This is a genomic window from Pseudomonas sp. GW704-F2, assembly GCF_059423025.1.
In genome coordinates, this window is record NZ_JBWKXO010000004.1 from 1 (window position 1) to 17,231 (window position 17,231).

General features: G+C 62.2%; 21 protein-coding genes and 1 pseudogene. 1 reads left to right on the forward strand and 21 read right to left on the reverse strand.

Features of this window, described 5'->3' with window-relative positions; translation table 11 throughout:
• Both AC07W0_RS04595 and AC07W0_RS04600 read right to left on the reverse strand, forming a co-directional pair.
• On the reverse strand, positions 1–287 hold a 287-nt coding region (locus tag AC07W0_RS04595), incomplete at its 3' end, for a PAAR domain-containing protein (protein WP_495029326.1).
• Complete coding sequence (locus AC07W0_RS04600; RefSeq protein ID WP_256580924.1) at positions 284–409, reverse strand: hypothetical protein; 126 nt, start codon at positions 407–409, stop codon at positions 284–286. The genes AC07W0_RS04595 and AC07W0_RS04600, both read right to left, overlap by 4 nt.
• A 447-nt stretch (positions 410–856) precedes the next feature.
• On the opposite strand from AC07W0_RS04600, the pseudogene AC07W0_RS04605 reads away from it, so the two are divergent.
• A pseudogene (locus AC07W0_RS04605) lies at positions 857–1,018 on the forward strand (DUF6124 family protein); the annotation flags it as partial.
• A gap of 105 nt (positions 1,019–1,123) precedes the next feature.
• On the opposite strand, the gene cspE reads toward AC07W0_RS04605, so the two are convergent.
• The 19 genes from cspE to fliE all read right to left on the reverse strand — a co-directional run bounded on the left by cspE (position 1,124) and on the right by fliE (position 17,113).
• Positions 1,124–1,327 (reverse strand): transcription antiterminator/RNA stability regulator CspE, encoded by a 204-nt coding sequence (gene cspE, locus AC07W0_RS04610; protein WP_017845394.1) that lies wholly within the window; start codon positions 1,325–1,327, stop codon positions 1,124–1,126.
• A 378-nt stretch (positions 1,328–1,705) separates the two neighbouring features.
• Complete coding sequence (flhB, locus tag AC07W0_RS04615; protein ID WP_017845392.1) at positions 1,706–2,842, reverse strand: flagellar biosynthesis protein FlhB; 1,137 nt, start codon at positions 2,840–2,842, stop codon at positions 1,706–1,708.
• Between the two features lie 3 nt (positions 2,843–2,845).
• Positions 2,846–3,631: a flagellar biosynthetic protein FliR gene (gene fliR / locus AC07W0_RS04620; protein ID WP_017845391.1), complete on the reverse strand. Its 786-nt coding sequence runs from the start codon at positions 3,629–3,631 to the stop codon at positions 2,846–2,848.
• A 4-nt stretch (positions 3,632–3,635) separates the two neighbouring features.
• Positions 3,636–3,905, reverse strand: a complete 270-nt coding sequence (fliQ, locus tag AC07W0_RS04625) for a flagellar biosynthesis protein FliQ (RefSeq protein ID WP_003175300.1) — start codon at positions 3,903–3,905, stop codon at positions 3,636–3,638.
• A gap of 4 nt (positions 3,906–3,909) precedes the next feature.
• Positions 3,910–4,653 carry a flagellar type III secretion system pore protein FliP gene (gene fliP, locus AC07W0_RS04630; protein ID WP_017845390.1) on the reverse strand — a complete coding sequence of 248 codons (744 nt, stop codon included), beginning with the start codon at positions 4,651–4,653 and terminating at the stop codon, positions 3,910–3,912.
• The gene (gene fliO, locus AC07W0_RS04635; RefSeq protein ID WP_102618114.1) at positions 4,653–5,117 is read right to left on the reverse strand and encodes a flagellar biosynthetic protein FliO; all 465 of its coding nucleotides are present in this window, start codon (positions 5,115–5,117) and stop codon (positions 4,653–4,655) included. The genes fliP and fliO overlap by 1 nt, the downstream gene beginning before the upstream one ends.
• 1 nt (position 5,118) lies before the next feature.
• A complete protein-coding gene (gene fliN, locus AC07W0_RS04640; RefSeq protein ID WP_017845388.1) occupies positions 5,119–5,586 on the reverse strand; it encodes a flagellar motor switch protein FliN in 468 nt (155 codons plus the stop codon).
• Positions 5,587–5,642: 56 nt separating this feature from the next.
• The gene (gene fliM / locus AC07W0_RS04645; protein WP_017845387.1) at positions 5,643–6,611 is read right to left on the reverse strand and encodes a flagellar motor switch protein FliM; all 969 of its coding nucleotides are present in this window, start codon (positions 6,609–6,611) and stop codon (positions 5,643–5,645) included.
• A 9-nt stretch (positions 6,612–6,620) separates the two neighbouring features.
• Complete coding sequence (gene fliL / locus AC07W0_RS04650) at positions 6,621–7,121, reverse strand: flagellar basal body-associated protein FliL (RefSeq protein WP_017845386.1); 501 nt, start codon at positions 7,119–7,121, stop codon at positions 6,621–6,623.
• Positions 7,122–7,411: 290 nt separating this feature from the next.
• Entirely contained in the window at positions 7,412–8,788 is a 1,377-nt protein-coding gene (locus AC07W0_RS04655) for a flagellar hook-length control protein FliK (RefSeq protein ID WP_102618113.1), read from the reverse strand.
• 98 nt (positions 8,789–8,886) lie between these two features.
• On the reverse strand, positions 8,887–9,231 hold the full coding sequence (locus tag AC07W0_RS04660; RefSeq protein ID WP_017845384.1) for an Hpt domain-containing protein: 345 nt from the start codon (positions 9,229–9,231) through the stop codon (positions 8,887–8,889).
• A 30-nt stretch (positions 9,232–9,261) separates the two neighbouring features.
• Positions 9,262–10,980, reverse strand: a complete 1,719-nt coding sequence (locus AC07W0_RS04665; RefSeq protein WP_102618112.1) for an ATP-binding SpoIIE family protein phosphatase — start codon at positions 10,978–10,980, stop codon at positions 9,262–9,264.
• On the reverse strand, positions 10,977–11,282 hold the full coding sequence (locus AC07W0_RS04670) for an STAS domain-containing protein (RefSeq protein ID WP_017845382.1): 306 nt from the start codon (positions 11,280–11,282) through the stop codon (positions 10,977–10,979). Before AC07W0_RS04670 ends, AC07W0_RS04665 begins: the two co-directional genes overlap by 4 nt.
• 118 nt (positions 11,283–11,400) lie before the next feature.
• Positions 11,401–11,850 (reverse strand): flagellar export protein FliJ, encoded by a 450-nt coding sequence (gene fliJ, locus AC07W0_RS04675; protein ID WP_017845381.1) that lies wholly within the window; start codon positions 11,848–11,850, stop codon positions 11,401–11,403.
• Positions 11,851–11,853: 3 nt separating this feature from the next.
• Positions 11,854–13,212, reverse strand: coding sequence for a flagellar protein export ATPase FliI (fliI, locus tag AC07W0_RS04680; protein WP_017845380.1), 1,359 nt, complete (start codon positions 13,210–13,212; stop codon positions 11,854–11,856).
• On the reverse strand, positions 13,202–13,966 hold the full coding sequence (fliH, locus tag AC07W0_RS04685) for a flagellar assembly protein FliH (protein WP_017845379.1): 765 nt from the start codon (positions 13,964–13,966) through the stop codon (positions 13,202–13,204). The genes fliI and fliH overlap by 11 nt, the downstream gene beginning before the upstream one ends.
• A 10-nt stretch (positions 13,967–13,976) precedes the next feature.
• Complete coding sequence (gene fliG / locus AC07W0_RS04690) at positions 13,977–14,996, reverse strand: flagellar motor switch protein FliG (RefSeq protein ID WP_010563975.1); 1,020 nt, start codon at positions 14,994–14,996, stop codon at positions 13,977–13,979.
• Positions 14,989–16,767 (reverse strand): flagellar basal-body MS-ring/collar protein FliF, encoded by a 1,779-nt coding sequence (gene fliF / locus AC07W0_RS04695; RefSeq protein WP_017845378.1) that lies wholly within the window; start codon positions 16,765–16,767, stop codon positions 14,989–14,991. The genes fliG and fliF overlap by 8 nt, the downstream gene beginning before the upstream one ends.
• A gap of 16 nt (positions 16,768–16,783) precedes the next feature.
• Entirely contained in the window at positions 16,784–17,113 is a 330-nt protein-coding gene (gene fliE / locus AC07W0_RS04700; protein WP_046382518.1) for a flagellar hook-basal body complex protein FliE, read from the reverse strand.
• Positions 17,114–17,231 lie beyond the last annotated feature (118 nt).

Consider the following 17,231-nt stretch of genomic DNA (forward strand, 5'->3'; position numbering starts at 1 on the left):
GTTTCGAACACCTGACACTTGAAGCGCTGGCAGGCGATCAGCTCCGGTGGCGGGTCGCATTTGCACAGACAGAGATCACCCTCAAGCGCCGCTTGTTTACCGCCCCAGTCTTCGTGCAGGCGAGGCCCAACGAGCGCGATGACGCCTTCAGTGCCGCATGCCGGACAAGCGACCCGGTCACCCTCCCTGGCGATCATTTGGCCGTTGAAGCTGGTGCGCTCCAGGCCACTGATCACTTTGCCGCCCGCCGTGGTCGTCGCGCCAGTGGTGATGTTGTAGCGCTTCACATCTGGCTCTCTACGCGATATCCAGGCTGCAGAAGGTCAGGGAGGCCATCGTCGTCCGCGTATTCCACCACCTGAGCCAGGTTTTGCAGGCTGCCGATCAGTGTGTTATCGGAGCTGTTCATGTCACTTCCTTTTTTTGCGTGCAGAGGCCTCACACACCATCGTGGTGTTGAGTCGTGCAGAGGGGATCGCGCCGGGAGTGGCGCCAGGAAGAGGCTGCTGAATGATGAAGGACCAAACAATTGACCGTTCGGCTAGGTGTTTGTAAAAACAGAAACTTCCGACAAGTGTTTGAAGTTGCTCCTAGGAAACTCGCTCTCTAGTCTCCGTACTTCGCTGCACACGCAGCGGGCGGGCGTCGCGGCCCATGTAAATTCAGGCGCAAAGTGCCATTGTCCGCTTTCAGTTGACGTTTTTTTATCGTCTACTGTGCGGCGCTATGGTGGCTGTGCGCGGGATACCTTCGGGTAAGCCGGTTTCCTGATTCCGGTCCGCGAACCTGCGTACAGCTGCCACCCCATCGCATCGCGGCGATCAGTGGCAGCTCCACTTAAATCAGGAGCGTCACAATGGTTAAACCAACCCCAAATCCCCCGCGCGGCACCAATACCCCACCCACCGTGCTCATCGACGGCATCAGCACCGAAGACCTGCTGGTCAACCTCACCGAAACCCTGGCTCGCGCCCACGCCCTGACCTGCGACTTCGCCTTTAATCTGGAAGGATCACGGGCATCCAACCCAGTGATCGTTCCCGCCGGTGGGAACGATCAACTTTTGCTTCAAGGGGGCAGAGCGCTGAGGGGCGCGGCGAAGGGATGCTATCAGTGGCGATCTTTATACAGGACGCACATTCTCGGCCTGCGGGCCTTTTTGGCCCTGCGTCACGTCGTATTCCACTTTTTGATTTTCTTCCAAACTTTTGAAACCGGTGCCGGTGATTGCTGAATAGTGGACAAACACGTCCGTGCTGCCGTCGTCGGGAGAAATAAAACCAAACCCCTTCTCCGCGTTAAACCATTTCACAGTGCCCGTTGCCATGGCCGTTCTCCGTACACTTCAATTAAGAACTTACACAGGTGTCGTCAGATCAGTTGAATGTCGCATGCATAGATGCCCGCCGGTCGATGGATCATCCAAAACTGCACTTTCTGCCCCTCCGAAAGCAGGCATCCATCCGAACTGCACAGATCTACCAACACATCGTCTCCCCCACTATCCAACGCAATCGAACCCAATCCGGTCTGCTGGTCATAAGACTTAACCCGGCCTGTGAATAGCTGCATCGCCCCACTCCCGGCATTTTACTTCGCAGTACCTGAGGCAATAGAACCGCGAGAAGGCGAAAGTGACGACTGTCAAAGTTGACAGGTCAGGAAGGTTTACGACGAATGGCACGGTGCCAATTTGAACAGTTGGTCAGGAATCGCGCCGCAAATCCGGCGGAATCGGCAGGTCCTTGAGCGGATCGGGGCGCTTGCCTTTGCCCGCACGGTACTGGCGGATCTGGTAGACGTAGGCCAATACCTGGGCCACGGCCAGGTACAGCCCGGCGGGGATTTCCTGGTCGAGGTCGGTGGAGTAGAAGATCGACCGCGCCAGCTCCGGCGACTCCAGCAACAGGATGTCGTTGGCCACGGCGATTTCGCGGATTTTCAGCGCCGTGAAGTCGCTGCCCTTGGCCAGCAGCATCGGCGCGCCGCCCTTCTCCGGGTCGTACTTGAGAGCCACGGCGTAGTGGGTCGGGTTGGTGATCACCACGTCGGCGTCGGGCACCGAAGCCATCATCTTGCGCTGGGACATTTCGCGCTGCAGTTGGCGAATGCGCTGCTTGACCTCGGGGCGGCCTTCCTGGTCCTTGTGTTCGTCGCGCACTTCCTGCTTGGTCATCAGCAGTTTCTTGTGGCTTTCCCACAGCTGGATCGGCGCATCCACGGCGGCGATCAGGATCAGCCCGGCGGCCATCCACAACGCACTCCAGCCCACCACTTGCACGCTGTGGATGATCGCCGACTCCAGCGGCTCATGGGCGATGCGCAGCAGGTCATCGATGTCGGAGGACAATACCACCAAGGCCACGAACAGAATCAGGATGAACTTGGCCAGGGCCTTGAGCAGTTCCACCAACGCCTTGGTGGAAAACATGCGCTTGAGCCCGGCGGCGGGGTTCATGCGGCTGAATTTTGGCGCCATGCTGCTCGCGGCGAACAGCCAGCCGCCAAGGGCGACGGGGCCTATCAGCGCGGCCAGGAGCAAGGTGATCAAAATCGGCTGCACCGCCAGGATCGCGATTTTCCCCGAATGCAGCAGGTACTGCCCCATGGCGCCGGGGCTGAGCAGCACTTCACGGGGCAGGCTGAAGTTGAGTTTCATCAACTCCATCAGGTCGAGCGCCAGGCCGCCGCCGTAGATCAGCAAGGCGCCGGCACCGGCCATCATCGTCGCAACGGTGTTGAGCTCTTTGGAGCGGGCAATCTCGCCCTTTTCCCGGGAGTCCTTTTTACGTTTCTCCGTGGGGTCTTCTGTTTTGTCCTGACCGCTCTCGCTCTCGGCCATGGCTCAGCGCGCCCGTGCCAGATCACGTAAGAACTGCAAGGCGTCGCTCGCCAGCGGTTGATACTGATTGAGAATGTCGGCCATGCCGACCCAGAAAATCCCCATGCCCAACACCAGGGTCAACGGGAAACCGATAGAGAAGATATTCAGCTGCGGCGCCGCGCGGGTCATCACCCCAAACGCGATGTTGACCACCAGCAGCGCGGTGATCGCCGGCAGCACCAGCAACAGCGAAGCGCCCAACACCCAACTGAGGCGCCCCACCAGTTCCCAGAAGTGATTGACCACCAACCCCGAGCCGACCGGCAAGGTGGTGAAACTTTCGGTCAGCACCTCGAACACCACCAGATGGCCATTCATGGCCAGGAACATCAAGGTCACCAGCATGGTCAGGAACTGCCCGATCACCGCCGCCGACACGCCGTTGGTGGGGTCGACCATCGACGCAAAACCCATACCCATCTGGATCGAGATGATTTGCCCGGCGATCACGAATGCCTGGAAGAACAGTTGCAGAGAGAAACCCAGCAGCGAGCCGATCAGGATCTGCTCGGCAATCAGCATCAGCGCACTGAGGTCCAGCGCATTGACCGCAGGCATCGGCGGCAAGCCCGGCACCAGCACCACGGTGATCGCCACCGCGAAGTACAGGCGGATGCGCCGTGGTACCAGGGTGGTGCCGAACACCGGCATGCTCATCAGCACCGCCGTGACCCGGAACAGCGGCAAGATAAACGACGCCACCCAGGTGCTGATCTGGGTGTCGGTCAACGCCAGCAGCGATTGCATGCGGTCAGCCGATCAACTGCGGAATACTGCCGTACAGCTGCAGGATATATTCCATGAAGGTTTGCACCAGCCACGGGCCGGCGACAATCAACGTGACCAGCATCACCAACAGGCGCGGCAGGAAGCTCAGGGTTTGTTCATTGATCTGGGTCGCGGCCTGGAACATCGCCACCAATAGGCCAACCAACAGGCTCGGCACCACCAGCACGGCAACCATCATCGTGGTCAGCCACAACGCTTCACGGAACAGGTCGACGGCAACTTCTGGGGTCATAGCCCTACACTCCGCCGAAACTGCTGGCCAACGTGCCGATGATCAGTGCCCAGCCGTCCACCAGCACAAACAGCATGATCTTGAACGGCAACGAGATGATCAGCGGCGACAGCATCATCATCCCCATGGCCATCAGCACGCTCGCCACCACCAGGTCGATGATCAGGAACGGGATAAAGATCATGAAACCGATCTGGAACGCCGTCTTCAGTTCCGAGGTGACGAACGCCGGCACCAGGATCGTCAGCGGCGCCTGGTCCGGCGTGGCGATGTCGGTGCGCTTGGACAGGCGCATGAACAGCTCAAGGTCGCTGGAGCGGGTCTGCGACAGCATGAAGTCTTTGATCGGGCCTTGGGCCTTGTCGATGGCGTCTTGCGCCGTGAGCTTTTCCGCGAGGTAAGGCTGCAGGGCTTGCTGGTTCACCTTGTCGAAGACCGGCGCCATGATGAACAGCGTCAAGAACAGCGCCATGCCGGTGAGGATCTGGTTCGATGGCGTCTGTTGCAGGCCCAGGGCCTGACGCAGGATCGAGAACACGATAATGATGCGGGTGAAGCTGGTCATCAGCATGACAAACGCCGGGATAAAACTCAGCGCCGTCATGATCAGCAGGATCTGCAGGCTGACCGAATACTCCTGGGCCCCGGCCGCGTTGGTGCCGAGCGTAATCGCCGGGATCGACAACGGGTCGGCGGCGAACGCCAATGGCGCGGCCAGCCACAGCATGAGCGTCAATAAAACGCGCATTACTTCTTATCCTTCTGATCCTTGCCCAGCAACTCCATCAGGCGCTGGGCGAATTCTGGCGTGGCGGCTTGGGTCGGGGCGACGTTGACCGGGGTCTTGAGCACATGCAGCGGGGTGATGCGGCCGGGGGTGAGGCCCAGCAGGATCTGTTCCTCGCCCACCTGCACCAGCACCAGCCGGTCACGCGGGCCGAGGGCGCGCGAGCCGATCATCTCGATGACCTGGGCGTTGCCCGGGCCAATGTTCTGCACCCGACGCATCAGCCAGGCCAGCACAAAAATCAGCCCGACCACCAGCAGCAGGCCCAGTACCAGTTGGGTCAACTGACCGCCGATACCGCTGCTCACCACCGGTGCCGCCGCCGCGGCCGCCTGCGCGACCGGTTCGGCCGCCTGCGCGACCGGTTCGGCCGCGAGGGCGCTCAATGGCAGCGCCAGCAACAGTCCCGCCATCGAATACTTCATGTCAGCGCAGCTTCTTGATGCGTTCGCTCGGGCTGATCACGTCGGTCAGGCGAATGCCGAACTTTTCGTTGACCACCACCACTTCGCCATGGGCGATCAGCGTGCCGTTGACCAGCACGTCCAGCGGCTCGCCGGCCAGGCGGTCAAGCTCGATCACCGAGCCCTGGTTGAGCTGCAGCAGGTTGCGGATGTTGATGTCGGTGCTGCCGACTTCCATGGAGATCGACACCGGGATGTCGAGAATCACGTCCAGGTTCGGGCCGTCGAGGCTCACCGGGTCGTTGTTCTTCGGCACGCTGCCGAATTCTTCCATGGGCAGGCGGTTACTGGCCGGCGCAGTAGAGGCATCGGCCGCCAGCAGCGCGTCGATATCGTCCTGGCCGACATCGCCGGTTTCTTCCAGGGCCGCAGCCCATTCGTCGGCCAGGGCCTGGTCTTCGGCGGAAGTGTTTTCGTGTTCGGTAGCCATTACATGTCCTCGGCGGAGCAAACATTCATAAATAGGGGTGCATCAATACGGGTGACTCAACGCCGGTTGATCGGCTCCACCACTTGCAGCGCCAGGTTGCCCTTGTGGGAACCGAGCTTGACCTTGAACGACGGCACGCCGTTGGCGCGCATGATCAGTTCTTCCGGCAACTCGACGGGAATCACGTCGCCCGGTTGCATGTGCAAGATATCCCGCAGGCGCAACTGACGACGCGCCACGGTGGCGCTCAGCGGCACGTCGACGTCCAGCAGGTCTTCGCGCAGGGCCTTGACCCAGCGTTCATCCTGATCGTCGAGGTCGGACTGGAAGCCGGCATCGAGCATTTCGCGCACCGGCTCGATCATCGAGTACGGCATGGTCACGTGCAGGTCACCGCCACCGCCATCGAGTTCGATGTGGAACGTCGACACCACAATCGCTTCGCTGGGGCCGACGATGTTGGCCATGGCCGGGTTCACTTCCGAGTTGATGTACTCGAAGTTGACTTCCATGATCGCCTGCCAGGCTTCCTTCAAGTCGATGAAGGCCTGCTCCAGCACCATCCGCACCACCCGCAGTTCCGTGGGGGTGAATTCCCGGCCTTCGATCTTGGCGTGACGGCCGTCGCCGCCGAAGAAGTTGTCCACCAGCTTGAACACCAGTTTGGCGTCGAGGATGAACAACGCCGTGCCGCGCAATGGCTTGATCTTGACCAGGTTGAGGCTGGTAGGCACGTACAGCGAGTGTACGTATTCACCGAACTTCATCACCTGCACGCCGCCCACCGCCACGTCCGCCGAGCGGCGCAGCATGTTGAACATGCTGATGCGGGTGTAACGGGCGAAACGCTCGTTGATCATTTCCAGGGTCGGCATGCGTCCACGGACGATGCGATCCTGGCTGGTCAGGTCATAACTTTTGACGCTGCCGGGTTCGGCAGCCGTTTCGGTCTGTACCAGACCATCGTCCACGCCATGCAGCAGCGCATCGATTTCATCCTGGGACAGCAGGTCTTGCACGGCCATGTGGTGATCCTACTGCAATACGAAATTAGTGAAGAGCGCCTGCTCGACCACCACTTTGCCGAGCTCTTTCTGGGCCACTTCCTGCACGCTGGCAGTGACCTTCTGGCGCAGCATTTCCTGGCCCACCGGGGTGGCCAGGTTGTCGAAGCTTTGCGCGGAAAACAACATCACCAGGTTGTTGCGGATCACCGGCATATGCACCTTGAGCGCATCGAGGTCTGCCTGGTTACGCGCCAGCAAGGTGATGCTCACCTGCAGGTAGCGTTGACGACCGTTCTGGTTGAAGTTGGCGACAAAGGCCGGAAGCATCGGTTCGAAGATTGCCGGTTGCTTGACGTTGCTGGCAGTTTCGGCGGCGGGCGCCGGTTTGCTCGCACTGCTGTGCATGATGTACCAAGTGCCGCCCACAGAGGCGCCGATGGCCAGGACCAGGGCCAGGACAATCAACAGGATAAGCTTGAGCTTACCCTTGCCTGCAGGTGCTTTTGCTGCGTCGTCGCTCTTCGCCATGCCAATAATCCGTCACTATTCGGGGATTCATAGATCTACGGAAAGGCAAGAGCAAGTGTTATGCCAGAGTTGTCAGGCAGAGCAGGACAGCGGCCATGCCACAGATCCATTGTGGGAGGGGGCTTGCCCCCGATAGCGGAGTTCCAGTCGACCGATCCGTTGACGGGCACACCGCCATCGGGGGCAAGCCCCCTCCCACCTTTGGATTGCGATCGACTCAGGCCAGGCTTAATGGTCGTGATCATCAGGGGCAAGCCCCCTCCCACACTCAGGCCGGTGTTGGCCCTGAATCAGGCGTAGTAGTCGACGGCGCTGGAGCCGATCACGGTGGACGTCACCGGCGCGACGGCCGCTGCCACTTCGGCGTGATCGGCAACGTCGCCGTTGTCACCCCGACCGCCACGGCCACTGATACCGTTCGCCTGGTTCTGTTGCTGTTGGCCCTGACCCTGGCCCTGCCAGCCGCGGGATTGGTCGGACACGTTGACGTCGACCTGCCCCATGCCCTGCTGGGCGAACATCTCGCGCAACCGGCCGGACTGGCTTTCCAGCGCGTCACGCACCACGGCGTGACCGCTCATGAACGTGACCTGGGCCTGCTGGTCCGCTGTCATGTTGACCTTGATATCCAGACGCCCGAGTTCGGCCGGTTGCAGCTGGATCTCTGCCGACTTGAGGTTGGCGCTGGACAGGTACATCACGCGGTTGACGATTTCCTCGGTCCAGCCGCTCTGGTGCATGGCCAGCGGTGCGTTGGTCACCGGCGGCAACGCGTTGGCGGTTTTCGGCGTGGCGGCCTGGGTCAGCGCGGCCAGGCGGTTGGCGAAGTCATCGACACGGGTGTCGCTGCTGGCACCCTTCAAATCCTTGAGGCCTTCTTCGATCAACCCGCCAAAGGCTTTGTCGCCGCCCTGGTCGGTGCTGTCCTTGCTGGCTTGCTGATCCACCATGTTAGCCAGGCCCGTGGCGAAGTTCTGCGCGACAGTCGGCTGGTCCTGGGACGTCGGCGCGGCTTTCTGCGGCGTCTGGCTGCTGGCCGACACATGGCCGCCCTGCTCCATCGCCAGGCGTACCGCCGGCAGGGCGTCCAGAGGGTCTGCCGCGGGATCGAAGGCTGGCTTGGCCGCATCGGTCACTGCCGGCGGTGTCGTGACCAGCGGCTGGGCCTTGTCATCCTTGGCGGCGGCCGGGGCTGGCGTTTCCACCGGCACCGGCACAGCAACTGGCGTGACCGTGACAATCAACGCGGGATCAACCACCGGCGCAACCGTCGGGTCTGCCGCAGGCTGCTGCGCCAAGGCCGGGTCGGCGGGCGGAGTTTGATCACTGCTGGCGCTGTCGGCCGGCTTGGCCGGCGGGTCGGCAGGCAAGGGTTTGCCGCTATCGGCAACCGCTGGCGTACCGGCGGCAGGTTTATCGTTGTTCGCGACAGGCTTATCGTTGCCGGCAACCGGTTTGGCACTCGCGTCGGCAGGCTTGTCGCGCATGGGTTTGGCCGAGTTGTCGTCGGCCTTGGCCGAGGGCTTCGAACCTTGGCTGGCGAACACCTGAGCAAAGCCAGGGCCCTTATCCCGGGGCTCCGCAGCCGCCGCCGGTGGATTGGCGGCAGGCGCTTGAGGCTTGGCCGCGGAGGCAGCCTGAAGGAGCGAATTAGGGGCGACTGGCATAGGTAAGGTCTCCACTGCATGGGGATCGGGGATGCAGTATCAGGAGATAGAGCAAGAGTCGGGCCAGCTCCTATCGAAAAGCCGTCCCGCGCCTGAAATTAAAGCTGGAAGCGCTGGCGCTCCGACTCATACAGCGGCTTGACCAGCGCAAACTCATGATCAATCTGATCGACCAAGGCCCCCAGGTCCGCCGCCGCCTCGACGGACTCAACCTCCAGGCGCTGGCACAAGTGCGCCAACCGCACCGCCCCGAGGTTGCCACTGCTGCCCTTGAAACTATGGGCGATAAGCGCCAATGCCTTGGCATCGTCGCGCGCCTTGCGCAGCGCTTCGACGCGCTTTTGCGAATCATCGAGAAAGGTATCGAGCAACTTGGGGTACTCGCCTTCCATGACTTCCTGCAAACCCGATAACACGTCCGGGTCCAGATGAACCTCAACCACTTGTTCGCTCCTTGATCAAGAATCGGCGGATTATGCCAGAGCCTCCCAGCAAAACTCCACGCAGACGCTACGCCCGCCGTCGGACCAGCGTACATCGCTGCTCAGTTGCCGTACCAGGCTCAAGCCGCGACCGGACAGGCGGTCGACATCCAGCGGGCGCGCCAGTACCTGTTCCACATCGAACCCGGGGCCGCTGTCTTCGATGCGCAAGCTCATCCTGCCGCCGGTAACGGTGGGCGCCACCTGCACCTGCACGCGCACATAACCGCTGTTGAGCTGCATCAGCCGTTCGTTGCGCTCGCGGTAATACTGCGCGAACCCTTTGGCATCGCGCTTGAGCCGCGAGTCCAGGCCCAGCACGCCATGCTCGAGGGCGTTGGAATACAGCTCGGCCATCACGCTGTAGAGCGCCCCGCTCTGCTCGCGCAGGCCGTGGATCTCGAGCAGCAGTTGCAACAGATAGGGCAGCGGGTTGTAACGCTTGAGGGTCTCGGCGCGGAATTCAAAACCCACCGACCAATCCAACGGGCACGACTGGCCGCTGTCGGCGTACAACGGCCCCGTCGCGCGCATCGACTGGCCGGCCTGCAGGGTGATTTCGACCATGCTCACATCATCCCGCACCTCACCGCGAAACGCCGCCAGAGCCTGCTCGATATCCTCGAACAGGCGGTCGGGCTCGCGATTGGCGGCAAACACCTGCTGCAAGCGCTCGGCGCCGAACAGCTGTTCGTTGGCGTCGGCGGTGTCCAGTACGCCGTCGGAGAGCAGAAACACGCGGTCGCCCAGGGCCATCGGCCAGACTTCGGTATGGTCCTCGAACGCCTGCGCCGACAGCACACCCAACGGCAAATGCCGTGACACCAACGGTGTCCGCTTGCCGGTGGCGACTTCATGTACATAGCCATCAGGCATGCCGCCATTCCAGACCTCCACCACGCGCCGCTGCGTGCTCAGGCACAACAGCGCGGCGCAGCAGAACATGTCCACCGGCAGGATGCGTTTGAGCTTGGCGTTCATCTCCCGCAGGATCTGCGTCAGCCCGTAGCCCTTGGCCGTCATGCCGTAGAACACTTCCGCCAACGGCATCGCGCCGACCGCCGCCGGCAGGCCATGCCCGGTGAAATCGCCGAGCAGCACATGCATATCACCCGCCGGCGTGTAGGCCGCCAACAACAAGTCACCGTTGAACAGCGCATACGGCGATTGCAGGTAGCGAATGTTCGGCGCCGCGTTGATACAGCCGGAATGGGCAACCTTGTCGAACACCGCCTTGGCCACGCGTTGCTCATGCAGCAGGTAGTCGTGGTGCTTGGCGATCAGGTCGCGCTGCTGCAATACCGTGGCCTGCAGGCGGCGCAGGCGGTCCATCGCATTGATCTTGGCCGCGAGGATCAGCGGGTTGTAGGGCTTGGGCAAGAAGTCATCGCCACCGGCATCCAGGCATTCGGCCAGGGCTTCGCTTTGGCGCAGGGAGGTGAGGAAGATGATCGGCACCAGGGCTTCGCCCGCCAGTTGCTTGATCCGGCGCGCGGCCTCAAAGCCATCCATCACCGGCATCAGGGCGTCCATCAACACCAGTTGCGGGCGTTCGCGGGCGAACAGGTCAACCGCTTCCACACCGTTGCTGGCGGTGAGCACTTGGTGGCCCTGGCGCCGAATGATGGTCGACAGCAACAGCAAGTCGGTGGCGCTGTCTTCGGCGATCAGGACGGTCAGCGGTTCGAGGACCGGAGCCAGAGCGCTCAATTGATATCGAACAGTTTATCGAAGTTGGATATCGCGAGGATCTTGCGCACGTCGGAGCTGATGTTGATCACCTGGACTTCCGCATCATCGCCCCCGGCATGATCGCGCAGCAGCAGGAGCATGCCCAGGGCCGAACTGTCCATGTAGGTGGTTTCCTTCAGGTCGACCACGTACACGTCCGGCACCTTGTAGAAACGCTCGTAGGCCTCACGAAAGATCTGGTGGCTGCCGAAATCGAACCGGCCTTTGATTGCAATCGTCAACTTCGTCCCATCCAGGGATACTTCTGACACGACTGACATGTGACTGCTTCCTTGTCATGGGTCTAGATAGAAGGTGTAGCAGGCGAATGGGCTATGGGCAACACGGCGAATCAAATATGGGAAAGCCCCCCTCCCACATTGAACAGCGGGCCTGGCGCTAGTAGGGATTCTGCCGCGGCAGGCGCTGGGACAACTCGTCGAGCAGCTTCTGCTCGCGCTTATCCTCGATCGCCCGCGCTTCGTCGATATAGCGCTGCACCAGCTTGCGCAAGCCTTCGACCCGGGCATAGGCCTGCTGCCAGCTCTCGCGGGCCTTGTCGAGGTTGTTCTGGTGCCAGGCCAGGCTCTGGCGCTGCTGGCCGACGGCAGTCTCAAGTTGGTTGAGAAAGCCCTGGTAGCCCATCAGCCACTGGCCGGACACGCCCTTGGTGCCGCGCTCGATCCACTGCTGCTGGTACTCGCCGCGAAAGCGCTCCAGGTCGCCGAGCTTGCTTTCTGCCAGGCGCACCTGGCCCTGGAAGTAACCCAGGCGCTGGACCGCGGTTTTTTCGGCCTTTTCGGCCATGTCCACCACCGGGGCCAGGCGTGAGGAGCGGCTGCTGGCCATGGCTTAGCCGCCTGGCGCGGGGGCGAAGATGGACTGCAGGTGTGCTTCGCTTTCGCCCATGCTGATGTTGTCGTTGAGGCCCTGGCGCAGGTAGGTGACCAACTGCGGTTGCAGGGCAATCGCCAGGTCGGTCTCACGATCGCCACCGGCCACATAGGCGCCGACGCTGATCAGGTCGCGACTCTGCTGGTAGCGCGACCACAGCTGCTTGAACTGCTGGGCGCGGGCCATGTGCTCGGGCGTAACCACCGATGGCATCACCCGGCTGATGGAGGCTTCGATGTCGATCGCCGGGTAGTGCCCCTCTTCCGCCAGGCGCCGCGACAGCACGATGTGACCGTCGAGCACGCCGCGCGCCGAGTCGGCGATCGGGTCCTGCTGGTCATCGCCTTCAGACAACACGGTGTAGAACGCAGTGATCGAGCCCCCGCCCGCCTCGGCATTACCGGCGCGCTCGACCAGCTTGGGCAGCTTGGCGAACACCGACGGCGGATACCCCTTGGTGGCCGGCGGCTCGCCAATGGCCAGGGCGATTTCCCGCTGGGCCTGGGCGAAACGCGTGAGGGAGTCCATCAGCAACAGGACGTTCTTGCCCTTGTCGCGAAAATATTCGGCGATGCGCGTGCAGTACATGGCCGCGCGCAAACGCATCAGCGGCGCATCGTCCGCCGGGGAGGCCACCACCACCGAACGCTTGAGGCCTTCTTCACCGAGGCTGTGCTCGATGAACTCCTTCACTTCCCGGCCCCGTTCGCCGATCAGCCCCACCACGATGATGTCGGCCTCGGTAAAGCGGGTCATCATGCCGAGCAACACCGACTTACCCACGCCGGTACCGGCGAACAGGCCCAGGCGCTGGCCGCGGCCGACCGTCAATAAACCGTTGATGCTGCGAATGCCCACGTCCAGCGGCTGGCTGATCGGGTTGCGCTTGAGCGGGTTGATGGTGGGGCCGTCCATTGGCACCCAGTCTTCGGCCTTCATGCCGCCCTTGCCGTCCAGCGCGCGCCCGGCGCCGTCCAGCACGCGGCCGAGCATGCTCATGCCCATGGGCAGGCGGCCGGTATCGGCCAGCGGCACCACGCGGGCACCGGGGGCGATGCCCGCCAGGCTGCCAACGGGCATGAGGAAAATCTTGCTGCCGGAAAAACCCATGACTTCGGCTTCGACCTGCACCGGGTGGTAGCTGTCGTCGTTGATCACCAGGCAGCGGCTGCCCATGGCGGCACGCAGGCCCTCGGCTTCGAGGGTCAGGCCGACCATGCGCAGCAGGCGCCCTTCGAGAATCGGCTGGCCGGGCAACCCGGTGGCCTCGATGTAACCGCCCAGGCGCTTGGCGAAGCTGGTGCGATCAAGGCGCATCGGCGGCGTCCAGGTCCACGCTCATGTCCGGTTCGGCCGGGTTCAGGAGCTGCTCGTGGACCTGATCCAGCAGTTGGGCCATGATCTGGCTGATGCGCGTCTCCACAGTGGCGTCGATGCGGCTGTATTCGGTCTCGACGCGGCAACCACCGGGCTGCAGATCGGCATCTTCGACGATGCGCCAGGTTTCTTCATGGCGCTCGCGCAGGGCTTTGACCTGTTCGAAATCCTGCGGGTTGATGTGCAGCCGCACATTGCCGACGCCCAGGGGCAGCAGCTTGAGGGCTTCGCGCATGACGCTTTCGATCTGGCTGGAGTCCAGCACCAGCTCACGCTGGATCACCTGACGGGCGATGTGCTCGACCAGCCCGACCATGGCTTTTTCGATCTGCGAATCCTGCTCGGCGATGGGCTCGAACAGGCTGCCCATCAGGCGTTCGAGGCTGGCCAGCTTGACGCTCAAGGCGACCTCGGCTTCCTGGCGGACCTTGAGCGTGGCGCTGCGAAAACCATCTTTTTCGCCAGCGGCGAAGCCTTCGTTGTAGGCCTCCTGGCGGATGCTTTCCAACTCTTCCAGGGTCAGTGGCTGGACTTCCTCCAGCGGCACTTCTTCCATTTCCGCCGGCAGTTCTTCCACAGGCTCGGGTTCAGGCTCCGGCACATGCGGATCGAAGCTGGGCAACGACCAGATGTCGAACCCGCCCACGTCCCGCGCGCGAATCAGATCGCTGGGCGTCTCATCTTTGTTCGACATGCGAGGCGCCTTAGATCATTTCTTCGCCGCCCTTCCCGCCGAGAACGATTTCTCCGGCTTCGGCCATACGGCGGGCAATGGTGAGGATTTCCTTCTGGGCGGTTTCCACGTCGCTGACGCGCACCGGGCCTTTGGCTTCCAGGTCGTCGCGCAACAGTTCCGAGGCGCGCTTGGACATGTTCTTGAAGATCTTCTCCTTGACGCCTTCGTCCGAGCCCTTGAGGGCCAGTACCAGCACGTCGGAGGAGACTTCGCGCAACAGCGCCTGGATGCCGCGGTCGTCGACATCGGAGAGGTTGTTGAACACGAACATGAGGTCTTCGATCTGGCCGGACAGGGTGTCGTCGATCTCGCGAATCGAGTCCATCAACTGGCCTTCGACCGAGCTGTCGAGGAAGTTCATGATGTCGGCGGCGCGCTTGATACCACCCAAGGTGGTGCGCGAAGCATTCGAGTTGCCCGAGAACTGCTTCTCGAGAATCGTGTTGAGTTCTTTCAGGGCCGCCGGCTGCACGGTGTTCAGCGACGATACGCGCAGGATGATGTCCAGGCGCACTTTATGGTCGAAGTGGCCGAGCACTTCGCCAGCCTGGTCCGGGTCGAGGTACGCCACCACGATCGCCTGGATCTGCGGGTGTTCGTAGCGGATCACGTCGGCGACGGCGCGCGGTTCCATCCATTTGAGGCTGTCGAGGCCGCTGGTGTTGCCGCCCAGCAGGATGCGATCGATCAGGCCGTTGGCTTTGTCTTCGCCGAGGGCCGAGGTGAGCATCTTGCGGATGTAGCTGTCGGAGCCGACGCCCAGGCTGGTCTGGTCGCCGACGATCTCGACGAACTCGCTCATCACCTGTTCGACCTGCTCACGGTGAACGTTGCGCATTTGCGCCATGGCCACGCCGACCCGCTGAACCTCTTTGGGGCCCATATGGCGCAGCACTTGGGCGGCGTCGGTTTCACCCAGGGACAGCAGCAGGACTGCGGCTTTGTCGACCTTGGTGAGTTTGGCAACAGCGGCTCGATTATCACTCATCTGCGTTAATCCACTCTTTCACGACCTGGGCCACACGGCCCGGGTCTTCTGCCACCAGACTCTTGATTGCGTTCAACTGAGCGTCATAGCCTTCGCTCGGGCTTGGCAACAGGATGCTTTGCGGGCCGCCGAGGCTGACGCGGTCGTTGGCCAGTTCGCCGTCCAGGCCGCCCATGCCACCCAACTCGACGTCGCCGCCAGCGAAGGCCGCCAGTTGTTTCTTGCCATTGCCGGTGATGTTGTTGAGCACCGGACGCAGCACGCCGAACACCAGCACCAGGATGAACAACACGCCCAGCACTTGCTTGACGATGTCCCAGAACCACGGCTGGGTGTAGAACGCCGCTTCGGCGATCACTTCGCCACGCTCGGCGGAGAACGGCATGTTGATCACGCTGACGCTGTCGCCACGGCTGGCGTCGAAACCGACGGCATCCTGCACCAGGCGGGTGAAGCGCGCCAATTCGTCGGCGCTCCACGGTGCGCGGGTGACGGCGCCGTCAGCGGCGTTGACCTTGACCTGGTCATCGACCACCACCGACACCGACAGGCGGTTGATCCGGCCCTGTTGCTGCTTGGTGTGGCTGATGGAACGGTCGAGTTCGAAGTTCTTGGTCGACTGGTTACGCTTGTCCGCCGGGTACGGAGCGAGCATCGGCTGGCCGGTGGCCGGGTCCATGATCTGTTGACCGTTGGCGTCCAACAGTGGCTGGCCGGGAGCGATGGCGCCCGCGGTCGCGGCGGCGCCGCCAGTGGTTTGCGGTGCCGAGGCCGGGGCCGGCGGCTGGTTGCTCAGGGCACCCGGTACGCCTTGCGGGCCGTTGCTGGCGGTGCGTTGTTCGCTGGTGGACTGCTCGCTGCGCAGGGCCGGCTGGTCCGGGTTGAATTGCTCGGAGGTCGACTCGACGGCACTGAAATCCACGTCGGCGGACACTTCAGCCTTGTAGCGGTCGTTGCCCAGCACCGGTTGCAGGATGTTGTGGACACGCTGGGTGAGCATGCTTTCCATGCGGCGACTGTAGTCGAACTGCTTGCCGGCCTGGGTCAGCGCTGAGTTTTCGGCCATGTCGGACAACAGGTTGCCCTTCTGGTCGACCACGGTGATTTGCGACTTGCTCAATTCGGGAACGCTGGTGGCCACCAGGTTGATGATCGCCAGTACCTGGCCAGGCTCCAGGGAGCGGCCGGAAAACAGTTCGACCAATACCGAGGCACTTGGCTTGCGCTCGTCGCGCACAAACACCGAACTCTTCGGAATCGCCAGGTGGACCCGCGCACCCTTGACGTTGTTGAGGCTGGAGATGGTACGCGCCAGTTCGCCTTCCAGGCCACGACGGTAGCGGGTGGCTTCCATGAACTGGCTGGTACCCAGGCCCTGGTCCTTGTCGAGGATCTCGAAACCGATGTTGCTGTCGGACGGGGTCACGCCGGCGGCGGCCAGCTTCATGCGCGCCCGGGCGACGTCATCGGCCTTGACCAGCAGTGCCCCGGAGTTGGGCTCCACGGTGTAGGCGATGTCGGCGGCGGCCAGGGTTTCCATGATCTGCTTGGAGTCCATACCGGCCAGGCTGCCGTACAGCGGCCGGTAATCGGGTTGCTGCGACCACAGCACCACAGCAAAACCAATCGCCACGCTGGCCGCCAGGCCGACCATCAGGCCCACCTGACGCAGCATGGTCATTTCCGAGAGGTTTTCCAGGAACGACAGGCCAAACAGCGGCGGCTTGCCGTCTGTCTTGGCGGGTACGTTGTCCACGACTGCTTCTGCCATGACTTAAATCTCGTCCTTAAACCGGCATCTGCATGATGTCTTGATAAGCCTGGACCAGTTTGTTGCGCACCTGGGTCAAGGCTTGAAAGGACACACTGGCTTTCTGCGAAGCGACCATCACGTCGGTCAGGTCCACGCCGCTCTTGCCGATTTCGAACGCGGTCGCCAACTGGTTGGAGGCTTGCTGGGTGTCACTGACTTTGTTGATGGCCTGGCCGAGCATATCGGCGAAACTGCTTTGGCCCAATTCCGGCGCTTGTGCGACGGATTTCGGTTGAGCCATGGCGTCCATTTGCATGGAGCGCATATCCAACATCAACCGATTGAACTCAATACCCTGGCTCATGACCTTCTCTCTCCGACGACCCGCAATTTTTTGACACTACGCAGCGGTTACTAGGGGTGGTAGCAACAAGGGTGCCAGCTCTGTATCAACCTGTAAGAAAAGGCGACAAAACTTGTCG